Annotated in this window: 20 protein-coding genes; 11 read left to right on the top strand and 9 right to left on the bottom strand. The window is 40.8% G+C overall.

Annotation, left to right across the window (positions count from 1 at the left end; genetic code table 11):
- Positions 1-87 precede the first annotated feature (87 nt).
- Both BN997_RS04010 and ytvI read left to right on the top strand, forming a co-directional pair.
- Positions 88-1413, top strand: coding sequence for an alpha/beta hydrolase (locus BN997_RS04010; protein WP_175297000.1), 1326 nt, complete (start codon positions 88-90; stop codon positions 1411-1413).
- 106 nt (positions 1414-1519) lie between these two features.
- The gene (gene ytvI, locus BN997_RS04005; protein WP_042529875.1) at positions 1520-2614 is read left to right on the top strand and encodes a sporulation integral membrane protein YtvI; all 1095 of its coding nucleotides are present in this window, start codon (positions 1520-1522) and stop codon (positions 2612-2614) included.
- A 107-nt stretch (positions 2615-2721) separates the two neighbouring features.
- Here ytvI and BN997_RS04000 read toward each other — a convergent pair whose 3' ends face one another.
- The 3 genes from BN997_RS04000 to BN997_RS03990 all read right to left on the bottom strand — a co-directional run bounded on the left by BN997_RS04000 (position 2722) and on the right by BN997_RS03990 (position 5486).
- Positions 2722-3567 (bottom strand): Cof-type HAD-IIB family hydrolase, encoded by an 846-nt coding sequence (locus BN997_RS04000; RefSeq protein WP_042529872.1) that lies wholly within the window; start codon positions 3565-3567, stop codon positions 2722-2724.
- A gap of 96 nt (positions 3568-3663) precedes the next feature.
- Positions 3664-5019 (bottom strand): tripartite tricarboxylate transporter permease, encoded by a 1356-nt coding sequence (locus BN997_RS03995; RefSeq protein WP_042529870.1) that lies wholly within the window; start codon positions 5017-5019, stop codon positions 3664-3666.
- Positions 5020-5042: 23 nt separating this feature from the next.
- Positions 5043-5486, bottom strand: a complete 444-nt coding sequence (locus BN997_RS03990) for a hypothetical protein (RefSeq protein WP_042529868.1) — start codon at positions 5484-5486, stop codon at positions 5043-5045.
- Positions 5487-5879: 393 nt separating this feature from the next.
- Between BN997_RS03990 and BN997_RS23665 the strand changes: the two genes are divergently transcribed.
- Positions 5880-6185, top strand: coding sequence for a GNAT family N-acetyltransferase (locus tag BN997_RS23665; RefSeq protein WP_338112899.1), 306 nt, complete (start codon positions 5880-5882; stop codon positions 6183-6185).
- Positions 6186-6411: 226 nt separating this feature from the next.
- Here BN997_RS23665 and BN997_RS03980 read toward each other — a convergent pair whose 3' ends face one another.
- Positions 6412-7617 (bottom strand): ISL3 family transposase, encoded by a 1206-nt coding sequence (locus tag BN997_RS03980; RefSeq protein ID WP_042529866.1) that lies wholly within the window; start codon positions 7615-7617, stop codon positions 6412-6414.
- Positions 7618-7810: 193 nt separating this feature from the next.
- Positions 7811-8992 carry a 3D domain-containing protein gene (locus tag BN997_RS03975; RefSeq protein ID WP_052484897.1) on the bottom strand — a complete coding sequence of 394 codons (1182 nt, stop codon included), beginning with the start codon at positions 8990-8992 and terminating at the stop codon, positions 7811-7813.
- A gap of 561 nt (positions 8993-9553) precedes the next feature.
- On the opposite strand from BN997_RS03975, the gene BN997_RS03965 reads away from it, so the two are divergent.
- The 7 genes from BN997_RS03965 (at position 9554) to BN997_RS03940 (ending at position 16703) form a co-directional block, all read left to right on the top strand.
- Positions 9554-11617, top strand: a complete 2064-nt coding sequence (locus tag BN997_RS03965) for a BglG family transcription antiterminator (protein ID WP_052484896.1) — start codon at positions 9554-9556, stop codon at positions 11615-11617.
- A gap of 21 nt (positions 11618-11638) precedes the next feature.
- A complete protein-coding gene (locus BN997_RS03960; protein WP_042529864.1) occupies positions 11639-12130 on the top strand; it encodes a PTS sugar transporter subunit IIA in 492 nt (163 codons plus the stop codon).
- Entirely contained in the window at positions 12127-12405 is a 279-nt protein-coding gene (locus tag BN997_RS03955; RefSeq protein WP_042529862.1) for a PTS sugar transporter subunit IIB, read from the top strand. The genes BN997_RS03960 and BN997_RS03955 overlap by 4 nt, the downstream gene beginning before the upstream one ends.
- A gap of 355 nt (positions 12406-12760) precedes the next feature.
- A complete protein-coding gene (locus tag BN997_RS03950; RefSeq protein ID WP_042529861.1) occupies positions 12761-14020 on the top strand; it encodes a PTS galactitol transporter subunit IIC in 1260 nt (419 codons plus the stop codon).
- Positions 14021-14419: 399 nt separating this feature from the next.
- Positions 14420-15454 carry a zinc-binding dehydrogenase gene (locus BN997_RS03945; RefSeq protein WP_042529859.1) on the top strand — a complete coding sequence of 345 codons (1035 nt, stop codon included), beginning with the start codon at positions 14420-14422 and terminating at the stop codon, positions 15452-15454.
- 35 nt (positions 15455-15489) lie between these two features.
- On the top strand, positions 15490-15642 hold the full coding sequence (locus BN997_RS23075) for a hypothetical protein (protein WP_175296999.1): 153 nt from the start codon (positions 15490-15492) through the stop codon (positions 15640-15642).
- A 14-nt stretch (positions 15643-15656) separates the two neighbouring features.
- Positions 15657-16703, top strand: coding sequence for a galactitol-1-phosphate 5-dehydrogenase (locus tag BN997_RS03940; protein ID WP_042529857.1), 1047 nt, complete (start codon positions 15657-15659; stop codon positions 16701-16703).
- A gap of 106 nt (positions 16704-16809) precedes the next feature.
- Here BN997_RS03940 and BN997_RS03935 read toward each other — a convergent pair whose 3' ends face one another.
- Together BN997_RS03935 and BN997_RS03930 are read right to left on the bottom strand one after the other, a co-directional pair.
- Complete coding sequence (locus BN997_RS03935) at positions 16810-17385, bottom strand: GNAT family N-acetyltransferase (RefSeq protein WP_042529855.1); 576 nt, start codon at positions 17383-17385, stop codon at positions 16810-16812.
- 32 nt (positions 17386-17417) lie between these two features.
- Complete coding sequence (locus BN997_RS03930) at positions 17418-18014, bottom strand: NAD(P)H-dependent oxidoreductase (protein WP_042529853.1); 597 nt, start codon at positions 18012-18014, stop codon at positions 17418-17420.
- A 155-nt stretch (positions 18015-18169) separates the two neighbouring features.
- Between BN997_RS03930 and BN997_RS03925 the strand changes: the two genes are divergently transcribed.
- Complete coding sequence (locus BN997_RS03925) at positions 18170-18766, top strand: TetR/AcrR family transcriptional regulator (protein ID WP_042529851.1); 597 nt, start codon at positions 18170-18172, stop codon at positions 18764-18766.
- A 152-nt stretch (positions 18767-18918) separates the two neighbouring features.
- Here the strand turns inward: BN997_RS03925 and manA are convergent, their stop codons facing one another.
- The gene (gene manA / locus BN997_RS03920) at positions 18919-19875 is read right to left on the bottom strand and encodes a mannose-6-phosphate isomerase, class I (RefSeq protein WP_042529848.1); all 957 of its coding nucleotides are present in this window, start codon (positions 19873-19875) and stop codon (positions 18919-18921) included.
- A gap of 204 nt (positions 19876-20079) precedes the next feature.
- Positions 20080-20967, bottom strand: a complete 888-nt coding sequence (locus tag BN997_RS03915) for a protein phosphatase 2C domain-containing protein (protein WP_042529846.1) — start codon at positions 20965-20967, stop codon at positions 20080-20082.
- Positions 20968-21020 lie beyond the last annotated feature (53 nt).

Raw genomic sequence — 21020 nt, 5'->3', positions numbered from 1 at the left:
TTCGTAAATCGTACAATAGGGTATAGGCTTTGTATGCTCTTCCATTCATTTGAGATAAACACATAATTTATGAAAAGGGTGATGATGTTGCGCAAAACATACATAATTCTGGCTGGTTCAGCCTTTTTTCTCCTCTCTGCCTGTTCGAGTCAGGAAAGCACAGCAGAAGAGAACGCAGAAGAAGTGCTTCAGCAGTTGCAGGAGGAGGAATATCAGCAAATTACCGACCAATATTTCTCCGCAGCACTGCAGGATGCATACCCTGCAGATGAATTACGGCTGTCCTGGGAAGCTAATCGCGGAAGTACATTTGAAGAAATTAACAATCTGGAAGCAACCGCAGATGATGACGAGACAGCTGTTTCCGGTGAAGTCATTTTTGATGATGCACGAATGGAGGTAACCATGGATTGGAATGAAGAAGAAAAACTGGAGAGCTTACAAATAGCGCGCCCAATGGAGGATTTAGCCCTCCCTGATGATGCTGTGGAAGAGGATATCACAATAGAAGCGGATGACGGCTACCCCCTAAATGGAAAATTGACCCTGCCCGATGAGGAAGGCGGACCATATCCAGCTGTGGTGCTTGTACATGGATCTGGTCCAAATGATATGGATGAAACTATTTTTAGCTACAAACCCTTTCAGGATATTGCTTATGGATTAGCAGAAGAAGGAATTGCGGTGTTACGTTATGATAAGCGTACGTATACACATGGAGAAAAAATGGTGGAAGAGCTGGGAGCGGCACTGACCGTTAAGGAAGAAACGGTGGATGATGCTGTGGAAGCAGCCCGCATGCTGCAAGCGGACGACCGAATTCAGACGGATCAAGTATACATCAATGGACATTCTCTCGGGGGAATGCTGGCGCCGCGCATTGACGACGAGGCAGATACAGCTGGCATGATTCTTTTAGCAGGCTCTCCCCGGTCATTATGGGAAATCCTGTACAATCAGCAATTAGATTTAGCTTCTGATAATCTGAGTGAAGAAGCACGAGAACAGCTGCAGGAACAAGCAGATGCATTTAAAGAGCTTGCCGAAAGCTTTCAAGATATGTCTCCAGAAGAAGCCATGGAATATGACATTGGCGGAATGAGCGGATATTATCTTCAAGAAATGGATCAATACGATGTCGGCCAAATTGCTCTTGATTCCAATAAACCACTGCTTATTCTTCAGGGGGAAGCAGATTTTCAGGTCACCGTGGAGAATGACTTCGCTGCATGGGAAGATATTTTTGCAAATGAATCGCAGGCAACATTAAAAACCTATCCGGACCTTAACCATAACTTTATTCTATCCCAAGGGGAAAATAAAGGCGCGATAGCTGAATACAATATTCCTGGTCATGTGGATGAACAGGTTATCAAGGATATCAGCGATTGGATTCATGAACAGGCGGAATAATACAGCAATAATTCCTGAACTCCACTAATCCGGTTTACAATTTGAAAGCCGGATTATAAAATGATATTATGATATTTTATTGTGTTATTCGGCAGGGGGAAAGCTTTTGTTAAATCAATCATTAATCAAAAAAATTATTATCGGCATCTTACTTATAGCACTAGCTGTATTTTTATATTTTTACTTTTCGGTATTTATACCTGTCCTGCTGGCATTATTAACAGCAATTATTTTTGAACCGCTTGTGAAGCTGCTGCAAAAAGTATTAAAACAAGAAAAACGAATCTGGCCGGTTACCATTGTTTTTACGACCTTCGTGGTAGTGGCTTGCGGATTAATTTATGTCATGCTCACAAGTACCATCAGCCGTATCGTGGAATGGAGTTATAATGTTCCCAGATACGGAAGTGAAATTCAGACCATCATCACTGAAATTATTAACAGGTTCAATGATTTAATTGCTGATTTGCCGCAGCGTGATGCGATTATCAGTGAACTGGAACGTCAATCAGAACGGCTGTTAAACACAGGATATGACTTAGTAGAGAGTTTGATTGGCATGCTTGGTTCCTGGGTCCAATCCATTCCTAATCTGCTTTTTGTATCGCTTGTCTACCTGATTACTTTCTTTTTATTCAGTCTGGATCTGCCAAAGCTGTTCCAAGCTTTTTTCTCTCTGTTTCCAGAGACAACATCTACAAAATTAAAGACCTTCTTCCAGCGTTTAAAAACGGTTTTCTGGGGATACTGGAAAGCGCAATTCCTGCTTAGTGTAATGATTTTCATACTTACCTATGTGAGCTTATTATTTATCTCACCTCGGTTTGCGCTCTTAATGACCTTTATTATCTGGCTCGTAGACATTATTCCGCTGTATGTCGGTCCGGCATTAATTCTGGTTCCCTGGGGAGGACTGATGATGCTTATCGGCGACGTTCCAACCGGTCTGCAGCTGATGGTATTAGCCTTATTTCTCCTGGTCATCAGACGGATTACGGAGCCTAAGGTGCTCGGTGATCAAATGGGGCTCGCGGCATTGCCAACCGTTTTATCCATGTATTTTGGATTTGTCTTCTTTGGTGTGCTCGGACTTATTTTTGGTCCGTTTGTTGTCAGCGCATTTCAAGCAGCCCATGAAGTTGGCTTATTTCAATTCGTGAAGAAGAAGTCGATTGAAAAGGTAGAAGAAGAAAGTATATAGAACAACTAAAATCCGAATCTGTAAAAATCAGATTCGGATTTTTTATTATGGGGAGCCAAAACTCCCACTGCGTGACGTTTCGTTTTATAAGCAAAGCCTCTGCTGTCTTATTTGATGATTTCATTTAATGCATGACCGACACCATTTTCTTCATTACTTCTTGTTACATGGTCTGCATATTCCTTTACTTCCGGTTCAGCATTATGCATCGCTACAGCTGTTCCTGCATATTCAAGCATCGAAATATCATTAAAATTATCTCCAATGCTGACGGTGTCCTTCTGCGGAATTTCATAATACGCTGCCAGCGCTTCTAATGCATTTCCTTTGCTGGCGTCCGGATGAGCAACCTCTAATTTTTGATAGCCCGAGGTGGTGATGGAAATATCCTCTCTGCCTTCCCAGCCTTCCGCAAGCTTCTCCAGCTCCTGGCGACGGAAGGACAAAATAAATACTTTATACGGATCCAATTCGGTTACTCCTGCTTCTAAGTAGTCATCTACTTCTACCATCCCATACTGCATATTTTGTATTCGAATAATATGCCCGGCATTTTCCTTTTCTTCCGGCGTATCAAACAAAGCTTCCTTCTCTTCTTCTAAAATCGGCTTCTTATCCTTTTGAATATAGACGCCTTTATTCGTATAAACCTCAAAATATAATCCTGCACTCGCCACCGTGTCCATGATTTCCGTCAGCTTGTCCGCAACAAGTATCTGGCTGCGGATAACTTCTCCATTCACACTGGTCAACGAACCATTCGCACAAATTAATGGAACCTCTAAATTCGCCGCTTCCGCAATTTTCTGCATATCATGCAATGATCTTCCAGAACAAAAAGCAACGATATCGCCGTTTGCTTGTCTTCTATGAATCGCTTCTTGATTTTCTTCACTGATCTTTCCGTCTTCACTTAGTAATGTACCATCTAAATCAATTGCAATTAACTTCACGTGCTTCACATCCTTCCTGTTGCTATCTTACCATATTTGAAGCCATGTTGATTGACCGGCCTGTTTTGATATATCTGTTCCGCTGTATTTCACACCTTACATACCTAATAACGTTGTTACAATCCAGCCGGAGCCATAGAATATCATAAATTGAACCCCGATTCCCACACCAAGGAAACGATTCAATAATCCGCCGACCATTGCCATGGCAAACGTGACGCTGACGCTCACCAAGCCGCCTTCATAGAACGCAAGCAAGGTAACCACTCCGATAAACATAGCAATAATGGCTTCCTGGTTAATATGCTTTAACACAAGAACCGTCGCTTTCCGCGCAAAATTCATCGAAAATGGATAGGCAATAACAGCCGCAACAATAATTCCAATCAACCCGTATAGAAGAAAATCCATCGGCTCCATTAACGTATGCAGATTATGGACCGGCTCTGTTGTAAATACAGGCGGCGCATTAAATAACGCTTGCGCCGGTCCGATTGCTACCGGACTAAGTGGAATTCCAAAGGCCACAAGCGGAATAATCGTCTCCGCAATATACGTTGATTCCGTTACCCCATTCATCGTAGAAAGGCTGGCCGTTGACTTCTTGTATTGTCCCTTTATCCTGGAACCTACCAGCTCTCCCATCAATGCGGTCATGCCGACAGGACTTAAAGCAAAGGTTAACGAAGATAAAAACGACGTCCCTCCAACCGCTGCTGTTTGTTTTTTCGTTAACACTTTAAATGGATTCGGAAAATATCCCGACCATGATTTCTTTTCTGGAGCTAATTTATATTCATTGGGCTGCTGGCGCTTAATCATCAGCCGTCCGCTTCCGGAGGTTGCTAATAAGATATCGGTAAACATAGGTCCAATTGCAATACCTAAGAAAAAGCTGATTGATAATCCGGTTCCCAGAATCGTGGTGCTGACCATATTCAACCCTTGAATTACAAGGGCAAGTGGGATAATCAAAATAATACTCGCCCAGCGACCTTTGGAAAAATACCCAATCAAAACAGCTGCTAATGTAAATATTAGCCCGGCATTCTCCTGAAAAAATTCTCCAAACTGGCTTAAGAATACAGCAAACGCCAAGGATACAGGAAGCGCAATAAATGCACCAATAATCCCGCCGGAAATCATTTTCCGCAACGCAATATGCGGCAGGCCGATGCGCCGCATAAAGTTCGCATGGTCCAGCATCGGCGTAGCCGTCGTATCTCCAGGAACACCCATTAATGCAGTAGGAATCGCATGCGTGAGATGCTTGGAAAGTACGGCAGCCATAAAAAAGGCAAAAACAGCTTCCGGAGGTGCTCCCAACAGCACTACAATCAATGTAGCGGGAACAAGCACAGCGGTTTCATCGGAGCCGGAAATCAAGCCGATTGCCGTGAAAATCAGCCCGGCTACAATCGCTAATCCGATTGATATCAGTAATACATCCATTTTCGTTCATTCTCCTCTTTCAACTATTTCTTTTCTTTCTCATCGCTTTGCGTTTGCTCATCCAGGATAAACATCTCATAAAATCCTTGTTCCTTCATCTCTGCTGTGGTCACTGGATCATTCAAGATAGAGTCACGCTCCTCCTCCATATCCAGCTGCAGCTTCTCATATATTTCCGACAATTCTGCATTGGTAGACGCCGTTTCATTTAAAGTCCGCTTCGGTTTAAATAAAAACGTGTTCACAAGCAAACCTGTTACACTGCCGACGATGCCTGACAATAGAGAATAAGACAGGATCATTTCTTCTGGAGCAATCCGCGGAAAAATAAGCTCTCTGCCAGCAAAAAAGCCAAGAAAGCTCAACACCACACTGATGGAGATTGTCATGATCAAGTCTTTTCCGACAACCGTATCACCAATGATTTCAACATAGGCTTGAGAACGTTTTTGTTCTGGTTCTTCCATCTTTTTTAAACACCCTTCTATTGAAAATATCTCTGAAACAATTATTTGCAGAATGAAATAACCTGATTATACTACACACAAGCTAATTATACTAGGAGTTATTAGCAGATACTAATCACAGCATAACTTATAACCTGGAAGGCTTGCCACCCATATTATCTGTTATACTAAAAGCTGTGAAAGTCGGTTATACCCGAATTAAAATGCAGTGAAAAAGGAGCGGTTTTTATGAAGCTGGAAACAGACAGACTTATCATTACCCCTTGTACAGAACAGACAATGACTTCAGACTATCTATCAAGGTTGTCAAGTTAATGCGACCGCTGCGGAAAAACACTACGCTTTCCATGGGCTTGCGCTCATCCTCCTCGAAAAAAGAAGTTCACTTTTTTTCTGCGGGGTCTTCACACTGCGCTTTCCCATAGGAGTCTACGTGTTTTTCCTCCGCTAGATAGGTTTAATTACTATCTATATGGTCCTCATATTATCCAGCATTTACATGCATTAAAAGAAGACCCTGCTCTCTTATATTGGGGTGTTTGGCTTGTAAAACGAAAAGCAGATGACAAAATAATTGGAGATATGGGGTTTAAAGGAAGACCAGATGAAAATAAAACGGCAGAAGTCGGTTATGGATTTCTGGAAAGCTGTTGGAATAAGGGCTACGCAACAGAAGCACTTGCCGCTTTATTAAATTAGGCAAAACGTACTGCCGAGGTTGAAAAAGTTATAGCCGAAACACGTTTGGGTAACCCTGCTTCCATGCGGGTGCTTGAGAAAGTGAATATGAAAAAAGAAAAGCAGACGGAATCGATGCTTTATTGGGAGTTGGATTGGGAAGATATTCATTGACATAATCGCTTCATATTCCATAAAAAAAGGTTCTATGTCAAATGTGGTGGTGGAATATCATTCCTCCACCTCTTTATTTATAAGCTTGCTTTAACACAAGCTTTACCTCTTGTTGCCATAGAATTTTCTTTCTCATTCGATCAAACTGTTTAATTCCATAAGATAATCTTTTTAATACTTTAATCGTATTATTAACGCCTTCTATGTAGCCATTATTAAAAGGATACATAAAAGAATGCAGAATTTCTTGTTGCCATCTTTTAAATGTACGTGCGACACGATGAAATCCTTCTAATCTGGATGCATTCAACTTTTCCAGACATGCTTCTAATCCCGCTGTGGCATTGTGCGCATCACTTTCCTTAAACCACGTATCCAGTTCATGCTTTAAATCATAGGCTTCCTTTAAACGGAGATCTATCTTTAATAATTCCTGGACTTTCTTCTTCTGATCATCCGAACAGGTTGTCCATGATTTCCACAGAAGTTTTTTGGAGCGTTTCATTCGAATTCGATCTTTCTTGGGCAATTGCTTTTGAACTTCACGGCGGACCTCATCCAAAGCCCAGTAGGCCTGACGCATAAAGTGAAAACGGTCAGCGATAATCAATGGGTTTCCCAGCGCTTTTCGAATCGCTTGTTTAAACGCTTGAGATAAATCCATTACTACCATTTCCACTTTACCTGTATCGCAGGAATTTAAGTACGCTTCAATGGTCTCCACTTTTCGATCTGGCAAGATATCGATAATTCTTCGGTTCTCCACATCGACCACATTCAATTGAAACCTCTCTCCATCTGCGTCGCCTTTAAACTCATCGATCGCAATGACTCGCGGTAACACTTTGCTGGTGGGCAGTTCCTTCTGATCAAACCACCGTAACACACGATTCACTGTTACTCCCGTTACCAGCGCCGCTGTACGAAAGGAACTTACAGCGGCATGCATCATCGCTGCCGTTTGCACACTCGCCGTACACCGTTGATACCGATGGATCATTTGGAGACGCTCATAAAATGTGTGGTGACACGACATACAAATATAACGTCTCTTTCGCAGAGATATATGAACTTCTTTTGTCGTTAACACTGGTCCTTGGATGCTTTGCCAGCGGTAACTGTGTATCCGTTTCGTTCTTTTCCCGCAACAAGGACATTTCTGCATACGCTGTTTCGTGAATAATTCCGCAATCAAATAACTTTCTTCTTCTCTGATATCCCACACATCTACATGTGTATCTTTAATTCCTAATAACTCTGTGATAAAATGATGTTGCACTCTTTTCCTCTCCCATTCCTTTTGTCTCGACAACTCAAGGTTATCAGAGAGAGGAAAAGGAGTGTATTTTTTTGCCTCCGTTCCATCTGGCGATGGAACGGAGGACACCACCACATTCAGTATAGAGCCTAAAAAAAAGGAAAGCACCTTATTGCAAAGTGCTTTTCCTCAAATTTTTTCTATTAAGTTTCTACTATTCTACTACAGTAACATTAACTTCACGCACGCCCCAGTTAAGAGCCTCATCACGTGTCGGAACATGAACATCGATTTTATTACCGTTAATTGCGCCGCCGATATCGCCCGCTACTGCATGACCATAGCCTTCAACATATACTTTTGTACCTAGTGGAATTACATTTGGATCAACAGCAATTACTTTTTCATTCGGGTTTGCGTTTAAGTCAATTCCGGTTGATGTAACACCAGAACATCCTTCACAGTTAGCTGTATATGCGGTAGAAGTTACAGAGATTGTTTCACCGCTAGCTTGTTCTTGTGTGTTGGTTTCCGTTACAGGTTCCTCATTTTCTGAGGAGTTCACAGCTTCTGCTTCCGCTTGCGCCGCTTCTTCTGCTTCTGCCTCCGCTTGTGCTGCTTCAGCTTCTGCTTCCGCTTGCGCCGCTTCTTCTGCTTCCGCTTGCGCCGCTTCTTCTGCTTCTGCCTCCGCTTGTGCTGCTGCTTCAGCTTCTGCTTCCGCTTGCGCCGCTTCTTCTGCTTCTGCCTCCGCTTGTGCTGCTGCTTCAGCTTCTGCCTCTGCTTGCGCCGCTTCTTCTGCTTCTGCCTCCGCTTGTGCTGCTGCTTCAGCTTCTGCCTCTGCTTGCGCCGCTTCTTCTGCTTCTGCCTCTGCTTGCGCCGCTTCTTCTGCTTCTGCCTCCGCTTGTGCTGCTGCTTCAGCTTCCGCTTCTTCTTCTGCTTGCGCTGCTTCTATATTTTCACTTGCTTGATTAGTTTCATTCACTTCATCTTCATTAGCTGATTTATTATCAGGTACTTGTGCAGCCGGTACACCTTTTTGTTCAACATTTGATTTTTTTATAGTTAACATTTGATCAATAAAAATAAGATCTGATTCAAGATTATTCCATTCTTTCAAATCAGTAACCGTTACACCTAGTTTATATCCGATACTAGATAATGTATCGCCCTTTTTTACTTTGTATTGTTCGTTAAGAATTAATTTTTGATTTGGATGAATAAGAGATGACTTTAAATTATTTAAATCAAATAATTTGTCAACAGTCGTTCTGTGTTCTTTTGCTATATTCCACAAGTTATCGCCATTTTGAACCTGATATTCCGCTGCTGAAACATTTGAAAGACAAGAGCCGCCTAAAACGACACCCGTAGCAACTGTAGCTACTAATTTTTTCATTATGTAGTCCCCCTATAAATATTCGACAAATTTAATAATAGCACATTTTACCAAACAATAAGTTACAAAAATATTAATAGTTTATTACAAACGGTATCGAAATAAGTAATAATTTAATGTTAATATCCTAAACCTTGCCATTTTATTGCGTCATTCGTTTACCTCAATTCTATTTTTCTACTTTCAATCTGATTTAAATCATTCTCCAGCTGATTCACACAAATTACTCCCCGTCTTTTTCCAAAGCATTCAATACACCTACCTTTTACATTTCTTGTTATGCCACCTCCTCCAAAAAGAGTGATATTTCCTCTTTCTATCAAAACCAAACGTCATTTTACAGGTTTTTTTACGGATGGTTCTCTATGATAAATTCCTTTTCCGGTTAAAATAAATTACCAGTTTGTTTTCCTGTTACTTCTAGCATTTCAAAATTTTAAGTAAGATAGGACAAGATGGATTATCACAATATAATACAAAGATAATTCTCTATTTTGTGATGTAAACGCATTCATTTATTATTTAGCAATTGTTATGATTTTAATCAAAGGAGGCGGCATTGTGTTAGGAGAAAGAGAAGAGATTATTTTTAACGCATTGATTAATGACACAAGTATTACAAGCTCAGAGCTCGCAGATAAATATAATCTTTCTCGCCGACAGCTGGGCTACACCTTTCAAAAAATAAATACGTGGTTAAAAGATAGCCGTTTGCCAGAAATTGAACGAACAAAGAAAGGTCAATTTATTATTGATCAATCTATTTTAACTGCAACCGTGAAGCAAGACGCTGTTGCAGATTCCAAGTTCCAGGATGGAATCATGTCAGAGCAGAATCGGGTAAAATTTCTTACCATGGCTATATTAGGGCGAACAGAAACAATTTCATTAAACGAGTTAACGAACCTGTTAGACGTCAGCAAGAACACTATTCTAAATGATATGAAGCATGTGCAGAAGCTGTTGAATGCTTACCAATTGCAAATCCAGCATACAAGAAAAGACGGATATCAGATTACAGGAAATGAATTTCAGGCCCGTAAAATGATGATAGGACTCGCAAATGAATTAATCCTGCATGATGACAACAAGAGTAAACTGCAGGAAGTTCTGATGCTTGAGGATGAGCTGCTTGCACAGTTCGAGCGCCGTTTAGAGCGGGTTGAGCAAAAGCTTACCATTCAGTTCACCGATGAAATTATGATGACACTTCCAGCTATTTTTGTCTTAATCCTGAGAAGAATTCAAAAAGGATATTCGGTTAAGCCTTTATTTATCCGCTATGATGAACTCTCCAATACAAAGGAGTATCAAGCAACGGAAGAAATACTATATGACAAAAATCTACCGACACCTGAACGCATCTTTATTACGCTCAATTTGTTAACCGGAAGCGTCCACCGAAATTCATGGATGGCCGAGGATTACATTCCTGACCTGGTACCAGCCATTGATAAAATGGTCCGGCTCTTTGAAAAGAATGCCTGCATCAATTTTCACGATCGAAAACAGTTGATTGATAAGCTTCTGCAGCATTTAACACCAGCATATTATCGGATCAAATATCAGCTGACAGATTCCATTCTTTTTGAAGATAACGATAATGAAGAATTCGAACAGATTCGCCATCTGGTCCATTTAGCAATTACACCGCTTGAAGAAGTGATAGAAAGCAAGATTCCCGAAAATGAAATCACTTATATTGTTATGTTGATTAGCGGCTGGATGCATAAACAGGGAGAAAGCATGGCTCAGAAAATAAAAGCACTGGTCGTATGCCCGCGGGGAATTTCCGTTTCCCGTTTAATGTTCCAGCAGCTTCGTGAGTTGTTTCCTGAATTCGTATTTCTGGATTGGCTGTCTGTCAGAGAGTTTTTACATTACGAGCTGGATTGCGATATTGTTTTCTCGCCTGTTTCATTAGAAACAGATAAAAAATTATTTATCTGTAAACCCATTCTGCGTACGGAAGACAAACAGCGTATTCGTAAACAGGTCATGCTAGAGGTGTATGATTACATCCCGAATGAAATCAATGTAGATGATTTGATGGCTAAAATTCAACTGTATGCAAATATTTCCGATAAAAAGAGTCTGCGGAAGGAACTCTATGCTTTTATCCACAGGGATAAAAATGCTTCCATTACAAAACAAGACGTTGCAGCAGAAGAAAAGGATTTACATGATTTTCTGACAGTGGATCATATTACGCTGAGAGAATCTGTCGCTTCTTTTGATGAGGCCATTCGGCTATGCGGCGCTCCATTGCTTACAAATGGATACATTACGCCGCATTATATTGATGCAGCCATCCAGCATTCGAAAGAAGATTCGTATATTGCAATTGGCGAACATGTGGCTATTCCACATGCTACACCAGAGGAAGGTGTCAAAAAAGTTGGCATGAGCCTGTTAAAAATTCGTAACGGCGTGCCATACGGGAAAGAAAATCATCAGATTCACTTGATGATTATGATTGCTGCAGCAGACAAAAAACAGCATATTCATGCACTGATGCAGCTAATGAAGGTTGCTTCCTCGCCCAGTCTGTTACCTAAACTGACGCAAGCGAGTTCCAAAGAATATATTCACAAGTTGATTCGAGATTATATCATTGATCAATAGTTAAGGCAGGAGTGTTATTTCATGAGTGAATTACGTTTTGATAAAGAAGTTATTTTAATGCATTTAGAGGCAGCTGATTATACAGAAGTTCTTCAGCAAATGGGAGAAAATTTAGCAAAACACCAGTATGTCAAAGACAGCTTTATTCCAGCAATTATAGAAAGAGAGAAAGAATTTGCAACGGGATTACCGACAGCTGGGGTATCTGTGGCTATTCCGCATACAGACTCTGTTCATGTTAATCATAAAACCATCAGTATAGCTACCTTAAAAAAACCAGTAGATTTTGTCATTATGGGAGAAGAATCGGAGACCACTCCTGTTCAAATCGTATTTATGCTGGCAATGGATGAGCCTCATTCACAATTGAAGCTTCTGCAGGATTTAATGAAGATTTTTCAAGAGGAGAACTTTCTCAATCAATTACTTCAGACAGATAATGCATCAGAAATGCAGAAACAACTGGCTGACAAGCTGGACCTGCATGACTTTAAAGGAGGTGAGAAGCTATGAAACAAGTACTTGTAGCTTGCGGAGCAGGAATTGCTACATCCACTGTAGTGAATAATGCGATTGAAGAATTAGCAAAAGAAAATGGCGTAAAAATAGATTTAAAACAAATCCGGATTGCAGAAGTAAGCACCTATGAAGATACAGCAGATCTATTGGTTACTACTGCAATGACAAAGAAGGAATATCCCTTCCCTGTTATCAACGCCCGTACGTTCCTGACAGGAATTGGTGTAGAAGATACAAAGAAACAGATTTTAGAAGAATTATTAAAATAATATCTTGCTGCTCTGTTCTTCTTACAGTACGTGTTCAAAAAGTACGATGAAAAAGACCAAGAAGTTCAAGGCGACGAATTTTTTACGAACGGACTTTCACAGGATGTGATGACTTCTGTGTTGTCCACAGGACGTGGACGGTTTTAACAGAAGTTCCTCTTTGCTTTATAATACGTGAGTATCGGAAAGAATTCGGCAACGCACTTCCGCAGGATGCGGTGGCTTCTACGTTACCCACAGGACGTGGGTGTTCTTAGTAGAAGTTCCTCTCCTCGCCGTGTCATTTTTATTGGACTTTTTGAACATCCCCTTAAAAGGAATAGAGCAGCATCCTAACCCATAGGAGGGAAAACTAATGCAAGGTTTTGTTGATTTTATACAAGCATTTCTAGGCTTGGGAGCTACTGTCATTTTGCCCGTTGTCATCTTTTTACTTGGACTTTTATTCGGCCAAAAGCCTGGAAAAGCTTTTCGTTCTGGACTGACGATCGGTGTTGCATTTGTAGGTATTTTCCTTGTCATCGACTTGTTGACCTTAAACCTCGGCCCTGCAGCACAAGGAATGGTAGACAGACTCGGTGTCAGCTTAAATACCATTGATATTGGCTGGCCGGCTACTTCATCTATTGCATGGGCATCGACGATTGCTGCTTTTATTATTCCGTTAGGATTAGTTGTAAACGTTGTCATGCTATTAACAAAAACAACGAAAACGATGAACGTTGATATTTGGAACTTCTGGCATTATACCTTTATGGGCGCGATTGTTTATACCGTATCTGGCAGTATCGTGCAAGGACTGATTGCGGCAACTTTATTCCAAATCGTCTGTTTAAAAATAGCAGACTGGACGCAGCCGATGGTACGTGATTTTTATGAAATGCCCGGCGTCTCCGTGGCGACAGGAAGTACGATTTCGTATGCGCCTTTTATTTTTGTGGTTAAAGGAATTCAAAAAATTCCTGGTCTCAATAAACTTCATGCCGATCCAGACTCCATCCAAAAACGTTTTGGGGTATTTGGGGATTCCATGGTTATCGGTTTGATTCTTGGTGCTGCGATTGGCGCTTTAGCCGGCTACGGTGTCGGTGAAATTATTAATATTGGTATTTCGATGGCTGCCGTTATGGTACTGATGCCGCGAATGGTAAAAATCCTGATGGAAGGATTAATGCCTGTATCCGAATCAGCACGTGCATGGCTCAATAAACATTTCGGCGACCGTGAAATCAATATCGGTCTGGACGCTGCTGTTCTTCTAGGACATCCGTCAGTTATTGCTACGGCTTTGATTTTAACGCCAGTCACTGTTTTGATTGCTGTTATTTTACCAGGTAATGCCGTGCTTCCTTTTGGAGACTTGGCAACCATTCCATTTGTTATAGCTTTTGTTGTCGGAGCTTCTAAAGGAAATATTATTCACTCTGTTATCGTCGGCTCGATTATGATAGCAGTTTCCCTCTATGTAGCAACGGATATCGCTCCATTGTTCACGGATATGGCAATGCGTGCAGACATTAATCTTCCGGAAGGTTCTGCACAGGTGTCCAGCATTGACCAGGGAGGTAATATCGTTAACTGGGTAATCTGGAGATTCTTTGACTTATTTAATTAATGAAAAGATTGATTTGTATCAGTGGTTACTTTTGATATAGAACTAGCAGAAAATAATAGTATTACGAAATATTATCCAGGTATCTTCATTCTTTCATGAAACGAGATTCTATATAAATTGAAGAAAAAAATTACACATTTGTTTTCTTAAAATATTGACGAAATGATGATTGAGAACAGAGACTAGCGGAAGAAAAACGCGGAGACTCCTGTGGGAAAGCGGAGGGAAGACCCCGCAGAAAAAAAGCGAACTTCTTTTTTTCGAGGAGGCTGAGCTCAAGCCCACGGAAAGCGTAGTGTTTTTCTCTAGCGGCAACTATTAATATTAATTTATATATCATCTTTTTTCTGCTTTTCTATATAGTTGATTTGAAAATATATAATACGAGGAGAATAGATCATGAAAGCTCTTGTAAAAACAGAACTGGGACATGGGAATTTACACATGCAAGATGTAGAGGAGCCTGTTGTATCCAGTCTTCATGTAAAAATCAAAGTAGCTTGGGCAGGTATCTGCGGCTCCGATATCCATACCTACGAAGGACATTATAAAGTCGCGGCTCCAGTTACCTTAGGACATGAATTTTCTGGAGAAATCGCAGAGATTGGAGATGGCGTTACCAAGTTTAAAGTAGGAGATCGCGTGACATCAGAAACTACCTTCTATATCTGCGGAGAATGTAAGTATTGCCAATCAGGAGACTACAATTTATGCAATCACCGTAAAGGATTGGGAAGCCAAATAAATGGCGGCTTTGCTAAGTATCTTATCGCGCGTGAAGAAAGCCTTCACCACCTGCCAAAAGAAGTGGATGACCAGTCTGCTGCAATGACAGAGCCTTTGGCGTGCACATATCACGCTATCCAAAAAACAGAAATTCGCGAGGGTGATTTAGTCATTGTTCTCGGGCCAGGTCCAATCGGCTTACTGGCAGCCCAAGTAGCCAAAAGCAATGGTGCATCCGTTTTAATTGCCGGCCTGACAAATGATCAGGTTCGTCTGGATAAAGCAAAAGAAATTGGCATCGATTATGTCATTAACCTTCAAAAAGAAAACCTGAAAAACAAAGTAAATGAACTGACAGATGGGTACGGTGCAGATGTACTTTTAGAGTGCTCCGGATCGATTCACGCTGCCAACCAAGGTCTTGATTTATTAAGAAAAAAAGGACACTATGCGCAAATTGGTATTTTCCCGGAAGCTCAGGTTTCCCTTGATATGGAAAAAGTCATTCAAAAGGAAATAAAGGTAGTCGGAAGCAGAAGTCAAAAGCCTGCTGACTGGGAACCCTCCATCCAATTAATGAAAGAAGGCAAAGTAGATGCAAAAAGCCTCGTAACACATGCATATTCTATCAATCAGTGGGATGAAGCTTACCAGGCAATAAAAAGCGGGGAAGCCATAAAAGTCATGCTCACCCCTCTGGATGATTAAAGTGTCTGAAATATAAATCGAAATGAGGTTTTAATATGGTTGATATGTTTTTAGATTTTATGCTCGGTCCAATGCGCGGCATCAGTCAATTTTATTTTGAATACCAGGTTATCTTCAATTCCATTGTCGTTGGTATTGCTGCCTATTTCTTAGTAAAAAGAAGTAAGAAATCAAATCAATCGCATTAGAGAGGAGTTCTGACTTGAAAGCTCTAAATTTATACGATATAGAGGATTTACGTTATGAAGAAGATACACCTATTCCTCAAATTATTCGTGAAGAGGACATTCTTATTCAGGTACAATCCGCCGGCATATGCGGTTCAGATTTATCCCGCTATAAAAAGCTTGGTCCTTATGTTCCAGGAACCACTTTTGGCCATGAATTTTCAGGAGTGGTAGCTGCTATGGGCAGTGCGGTAACACAATGGAAAGAAGGCGACCGCATAGCTGCTTGCCCGACCTTTGCCTGCGGGAATTGCATCTACTGCAGACAGGGATTTCCAACCCGCTGTACAGACCTGACGGTTATTGGCGCAAAACAGCCGGGAGCTTATGCCGAATACGTGGTCTTGCCTGCATCTCACGCGCTGCCGCTCCCGGATGAAATTGATTTTGACACTGCCTCCCTGCTGGAACCATCTTCTGTCGTGCTGCACGGTTTTTACCGTACCTCTATCCAGCCAGGTGCAGCAGTAGCAATCATGGGCGTTGGCAGTATTGGGCTTCTTTCCGTGCAGTGGGCAAAAATTTTTGGATCAGCAACCATTTTCGCCATTGATATTGATGAAAACAAACTAAAAATCGCTAAACAGCTGGGCGCTGATATTCTGATTAACCCGCTGAAAGAAGATACAGAAACGGTTATAAAAAAACATACCGCTTCCTCTGGTGTTGATCTGGCCGTAGAATCAGCAGGTTCTCCCCTGACAAGCGAGCAGGTGCTAGCGCTCCCTAAAAAAGGTGGAGAGGTTTTATACTTAGGTATTCCCTATGGCGATATTACCCTCCATCGCTATTATTTTGAAAGAATCGTCCGAAATGAATTGCGGATCTTAGGTGCCTGGAATGCATTATCTGCACCTTTTCCAGGGAAGGAATGGACTACGGGACTCTATTATATGAAAACAGGACAGCTAGATGTAAAGCCGATGATTTCTCATCATCTTCCGCTGGAGAAAGGTCCTGAGATTTTCCAACAGCTTATTCATAAAGAAATAGACGCTGTGAAAGTTCTTTTTCATCCTTAGGCTGTGAAATTGAAAAAAAGAAGCCGGAAACAGAGCTCCGACTTCTTTTTTGCTGCTAATCAAGCTGTACACAGTTCTTTCTTTCATTTACCTGCATGATGGCATATTACCGATTCTCCTTAATAAATATACTCCCTAACGGCAATCTCAAAATACGATTATACAGCTTTTGATAAAAAGAAATATCATAAGCCTCTGTCCCACCTAAATTATCCATCATTCGAAATGGGACAAAAAACGTATTTACCTTCATATCCGGATTCACAGCCAGTCCATTTCTTTCATAAAAGCGGATTCGCCGAAGCCTCGTTGCCTGATCCTTCTCATCCTTCGCAGCGTCCGGATCCTCCACCTCCAGTAAAATACCATCAGGAAACAACGCATTTAACTGACGAATGAGTTCACTGCCAAGGCCTTTTGATTGATATTTTGGAAGAATAGCCAGATATGCAATAAAAACACCTTTAAACCCAGGCGCCTTCTGATAAATAGCATAGCCATATTTTTCCTGCCCATCCGTAAGATAGACAGCTTCCCAAATGCTCTTTTTGAAATTACGCCGTATCACAAAACGGGGAAATAACTCCCCCCGGCCAAATTCCTGTTCTAAATAATTATAAAGAACCTTTATATTGATATTCGTTACATTCATTTTTTCTAAATAGTATTTCGTCGATTGCATGATAATCCTCCAGTTTCTATTTCAAGCATTACTTAGATTTTTTGCGCTTCTTTTGTCATTCGCTGTAAAAACCTTTTTCTGCTCTTTTCTTTTGTATATCTTAAAAAAGACATGGTATGTACTGTTGTTGGTGTAATGCCGCACATTTTAAGCACTTGCTTCTTTAACACTTTTCCATAATCTTGCTGTACGATTTTCGCATAGAATGAAGGGGTATCGTGGGTTGTAATAATCCAGCTTGTTTTATTTTTCAACAGACCGACTGGTACAATACCTTTATATTCATATGCAAATCCTTTTGCAAAAACACGGTCGATAAATCCCTTTAAAATAGCTGGCATTCCGCCCCACCAGATTGGAAAAATGAAAATAAGATGCGTTGCCCATGACACTATTTCTCTATATCCTTTTACTTCTTCATCGAACTGTAAATTTCTTCTTTTATGTGTATCATCAAAGTATAAAACCGGATTATACTTATCTTTATATAAATCAATAACCTTCACATGATGCTTTGATGAAATATTCTTTTCTACGGTTGAAAAAATAGCGGAATTAAATCCGTTATCATTTGGATATGCATAAATAATTACAATATTTTTTGCTGTAGAACGTTTATTTTGAACCATGTTATCCGCCTCTTCTTACATACTTTTATGAACATCTGTTTATTAATGTATACATGTATTATATAATCGCATTAATAAAGGAACAATATTCAATTTCTGTTCATCTGTAAATAAATAAACAGTTTCTCAAATAGTGTTTAGAAAGGATGAAAAAGATGGTGGACCGACGTACGAAAAAAACACAAAAAGCAATTAAAAATACCTTTTTAACGCTCCTGGAAGAAAAAGAATTAACGAAAATAACCGTTTCAGAAGTTTCCAATTTAGCGGATATAGGACGGGGAACCTTTTATTTACATTACCAAGATATATTCGACCTTTACAACCAGTTAGAAAATGAATTATTACATCAGCTTTTGCAGTGGATTGATGAACTATACGGCGGCAGTCAGTCTATTACGCTAACAGAATTTATGGAAAAAGTAGCAGAAGCTATTCTTCAAAACCAGAAGATTTTTAAACTATTTATGAATGAGCAAAGAAGCAGCCTGCTGCTGTCAAAAGTAAAAGAAAAAATTACAGAAAAAGAACTGGAAGACAGAAAGCGGCATGGCGTCCTTCAAAATGCTGATTTCGAAAAGTATAATGTTTCCTTTCAAGTTTCCGGTACGATAGAAGTATTAAATGAATGGATAAAAACTGGAATGCATCAAAGTCCGAAAGAAATATCAGAAACGATCTCGCGCATTATTTGTGATGCGGACGATATTGCCAGAACAGTCACAAAGATAAAATCTACTTCGCATACATAAGAATGTAAAAGAAATGGAGCTGCATACAGATACAGGAGTGTACAGCTCCACTTCTTTTCTTCATTTATTAATTACCAGGAAATGTTTGTTTCCCCTTCATTCACTTCAGACTGCTCAATAAACACGGGTTGTTTTTCAATGCCCTTCACCTGCTACGTATGAGACACAACCATCTCCGCATTTCCTTTTAAAGAAAATGCTTTTACCGTATGAGGAATAACAAAATGATTTCCCTTTTCAATAGAGAAGGTTTTATCATCTATCGTAATCGAAGCTTCTCCTTTGATTACACTCACCTGCAGAAAATCTTTATCTCTTTCCATCATGGCGTCTCCTTGTAAATCCCAATGATAGACCGTAAAATAAGTTTCCTCGACAAGTTTTTGGACTGTCAAATCCTCTATTGCTTCCTGAAGTGTTCCCACACTCGGATCTTCATGAGGTACATTGGTTACTTCAGCAGCCTGTTCGAGATGTAATTCCCTTGGCTCCCCGCTGGTATCCGTGCGGTCATAGTCATAGACACGATACGTAATATCCGAGCTTTGCTGTGTTTCTAAAATGACAATTCCTGCACCAATGGCATGAATGGTTCCGCTTGGCACATAGACAAAATCTCCTGCGGTTACAGGCACGCGTTTTAACAGCGTATCCCACTCGCCATTTTCCATTGCTTGCTTCAGCTCTTCCCGGCTGTCGGCATGATGGCCCAAGATTAATTCTGCTCCTTCTTCCGCATCCAGTACGTACCAGCATTCTGTTTTTCCATAAGGAACGCCCTCTTGTTTCTGGGCATAGATATCATCCGGATGAACTTGAACAGAAAGATTTTCATTCGCATCCAGGATTTTAACTAAAAGCGGGTACGTCTCTCCTGCAGCCTCTGCTCTATTAAATAATTCCTTATGGTTTTCCCACGCATCTTGAAGTGTCCTGCCCTCGAGCGGTCCATTTTTGATTTGGCATGGTCCGTTCGGATGAGCGGAAATAACCCACGCTTCGCCCGTACGTTCATAAGGCGTCGAATAACCGAATTCTGTTTGAAGCTTCTTTCCTCCCCAAATTCTTTCCTGCAAAACCGGTTCTAAAAAAAGTGGTTCATTATACATACAGATCCTCCTCAGAAAAATCTTGCTTCCCCTAAAATTTCTTATTGTTACCTGTTGCTCTATTCTTTTAAATGAAGCCTGCTTCCTTTAGTATAGCTTCTTTTATTGAACTTCCTCAAGCAGTTTCCCTATTCCTTCGCTTTACACTTCTCTTGTTGCATATTGTAGCGATATCACTTTCCGTGGAAATGAACTGCTGCCAGGTTATTTCGATTTTTCGATGAAACCTCTCTCTTCATCGCTGCATTCCAACAGTATTGCCGTTTTGTCATCAGCATACTTAAACCGCGGATACCTTTGCAGATAGATATCGCTTTCTTCTTGCTGTACAACATATTTCAACAACCGTTCAATGCCATACTCCATCGCATACATCGCCGTATCTCTCCAAACATCGCCATCCACTCCATAGAGCTGCATCCCATCTGTAAGCAGCAGAACCTTTTCCACCTGTTGAAGCGGAATTCTTCCATAACTTAAAAAATCCATCGCTTCCGCTGTACCATCCATAATGCTGTAACCCTGAACTGTATTTAACTTCCTTCGATTCGCTGCCAATGCAGGAATAACCTGTTCTTTCTCCTCTTGATAGACCTTTTGAAAAGCTTCTCCACTGACATCTGCGCCGATTCTCCCGGAAATAGCTTCATATAAATCAGAGATTACCTTTTCATCCAGTCGCATAACATGATCATAGGAAAGCGCCTGTATTCCGCCATCCTGATACTTTACAAAAATCATGCAATCCCCGGACTGTGCATACTCCATATACGTTTCATGTATTTGTATTGCTGCAATCCCGCAGGTGCTGCGTTTTTCTTTTGAAATGGCATTGATTTCCTGACCCAGCTCCTGTTTTGTCCTCTCCGCCAAATCTCTATTTCCTTGATGAATCAAGTCGATGAACGAAGCACCAGTATTCGTGTTATCTAAGCGATGCTGCATGGTTTCTGCTGCTATTTTCCCTGGCAAGCCTCCTACTCCAGTTGCCCCGTCAATCACTGCAAACAGCTTTCTTCCCAAATTTTCTACATAGGCATCTTCATTTGTCGGAGCACTGCCTTGCTTATGTACTTTTGATATGTGAATCATTCTATTCCTGCTTTCTTTGTTGATCAGATTTTAAATCAAATGAATAACCCTTT

This window comes from Oceanobacillus oncorhynchi (assembly GCF_000821065.1).
GTDB lineage: Bacteria > Bacillota > Bacilli > Bacillales > Amphibacillaceae > Oceanobacillus > Oceanobacillus oncorhynchi.
The sequence above is the reverse complement of the archived record's forward strand: the minus strand, read 5'-3'. Positions and strand labels throughout refer to the sequence as shown.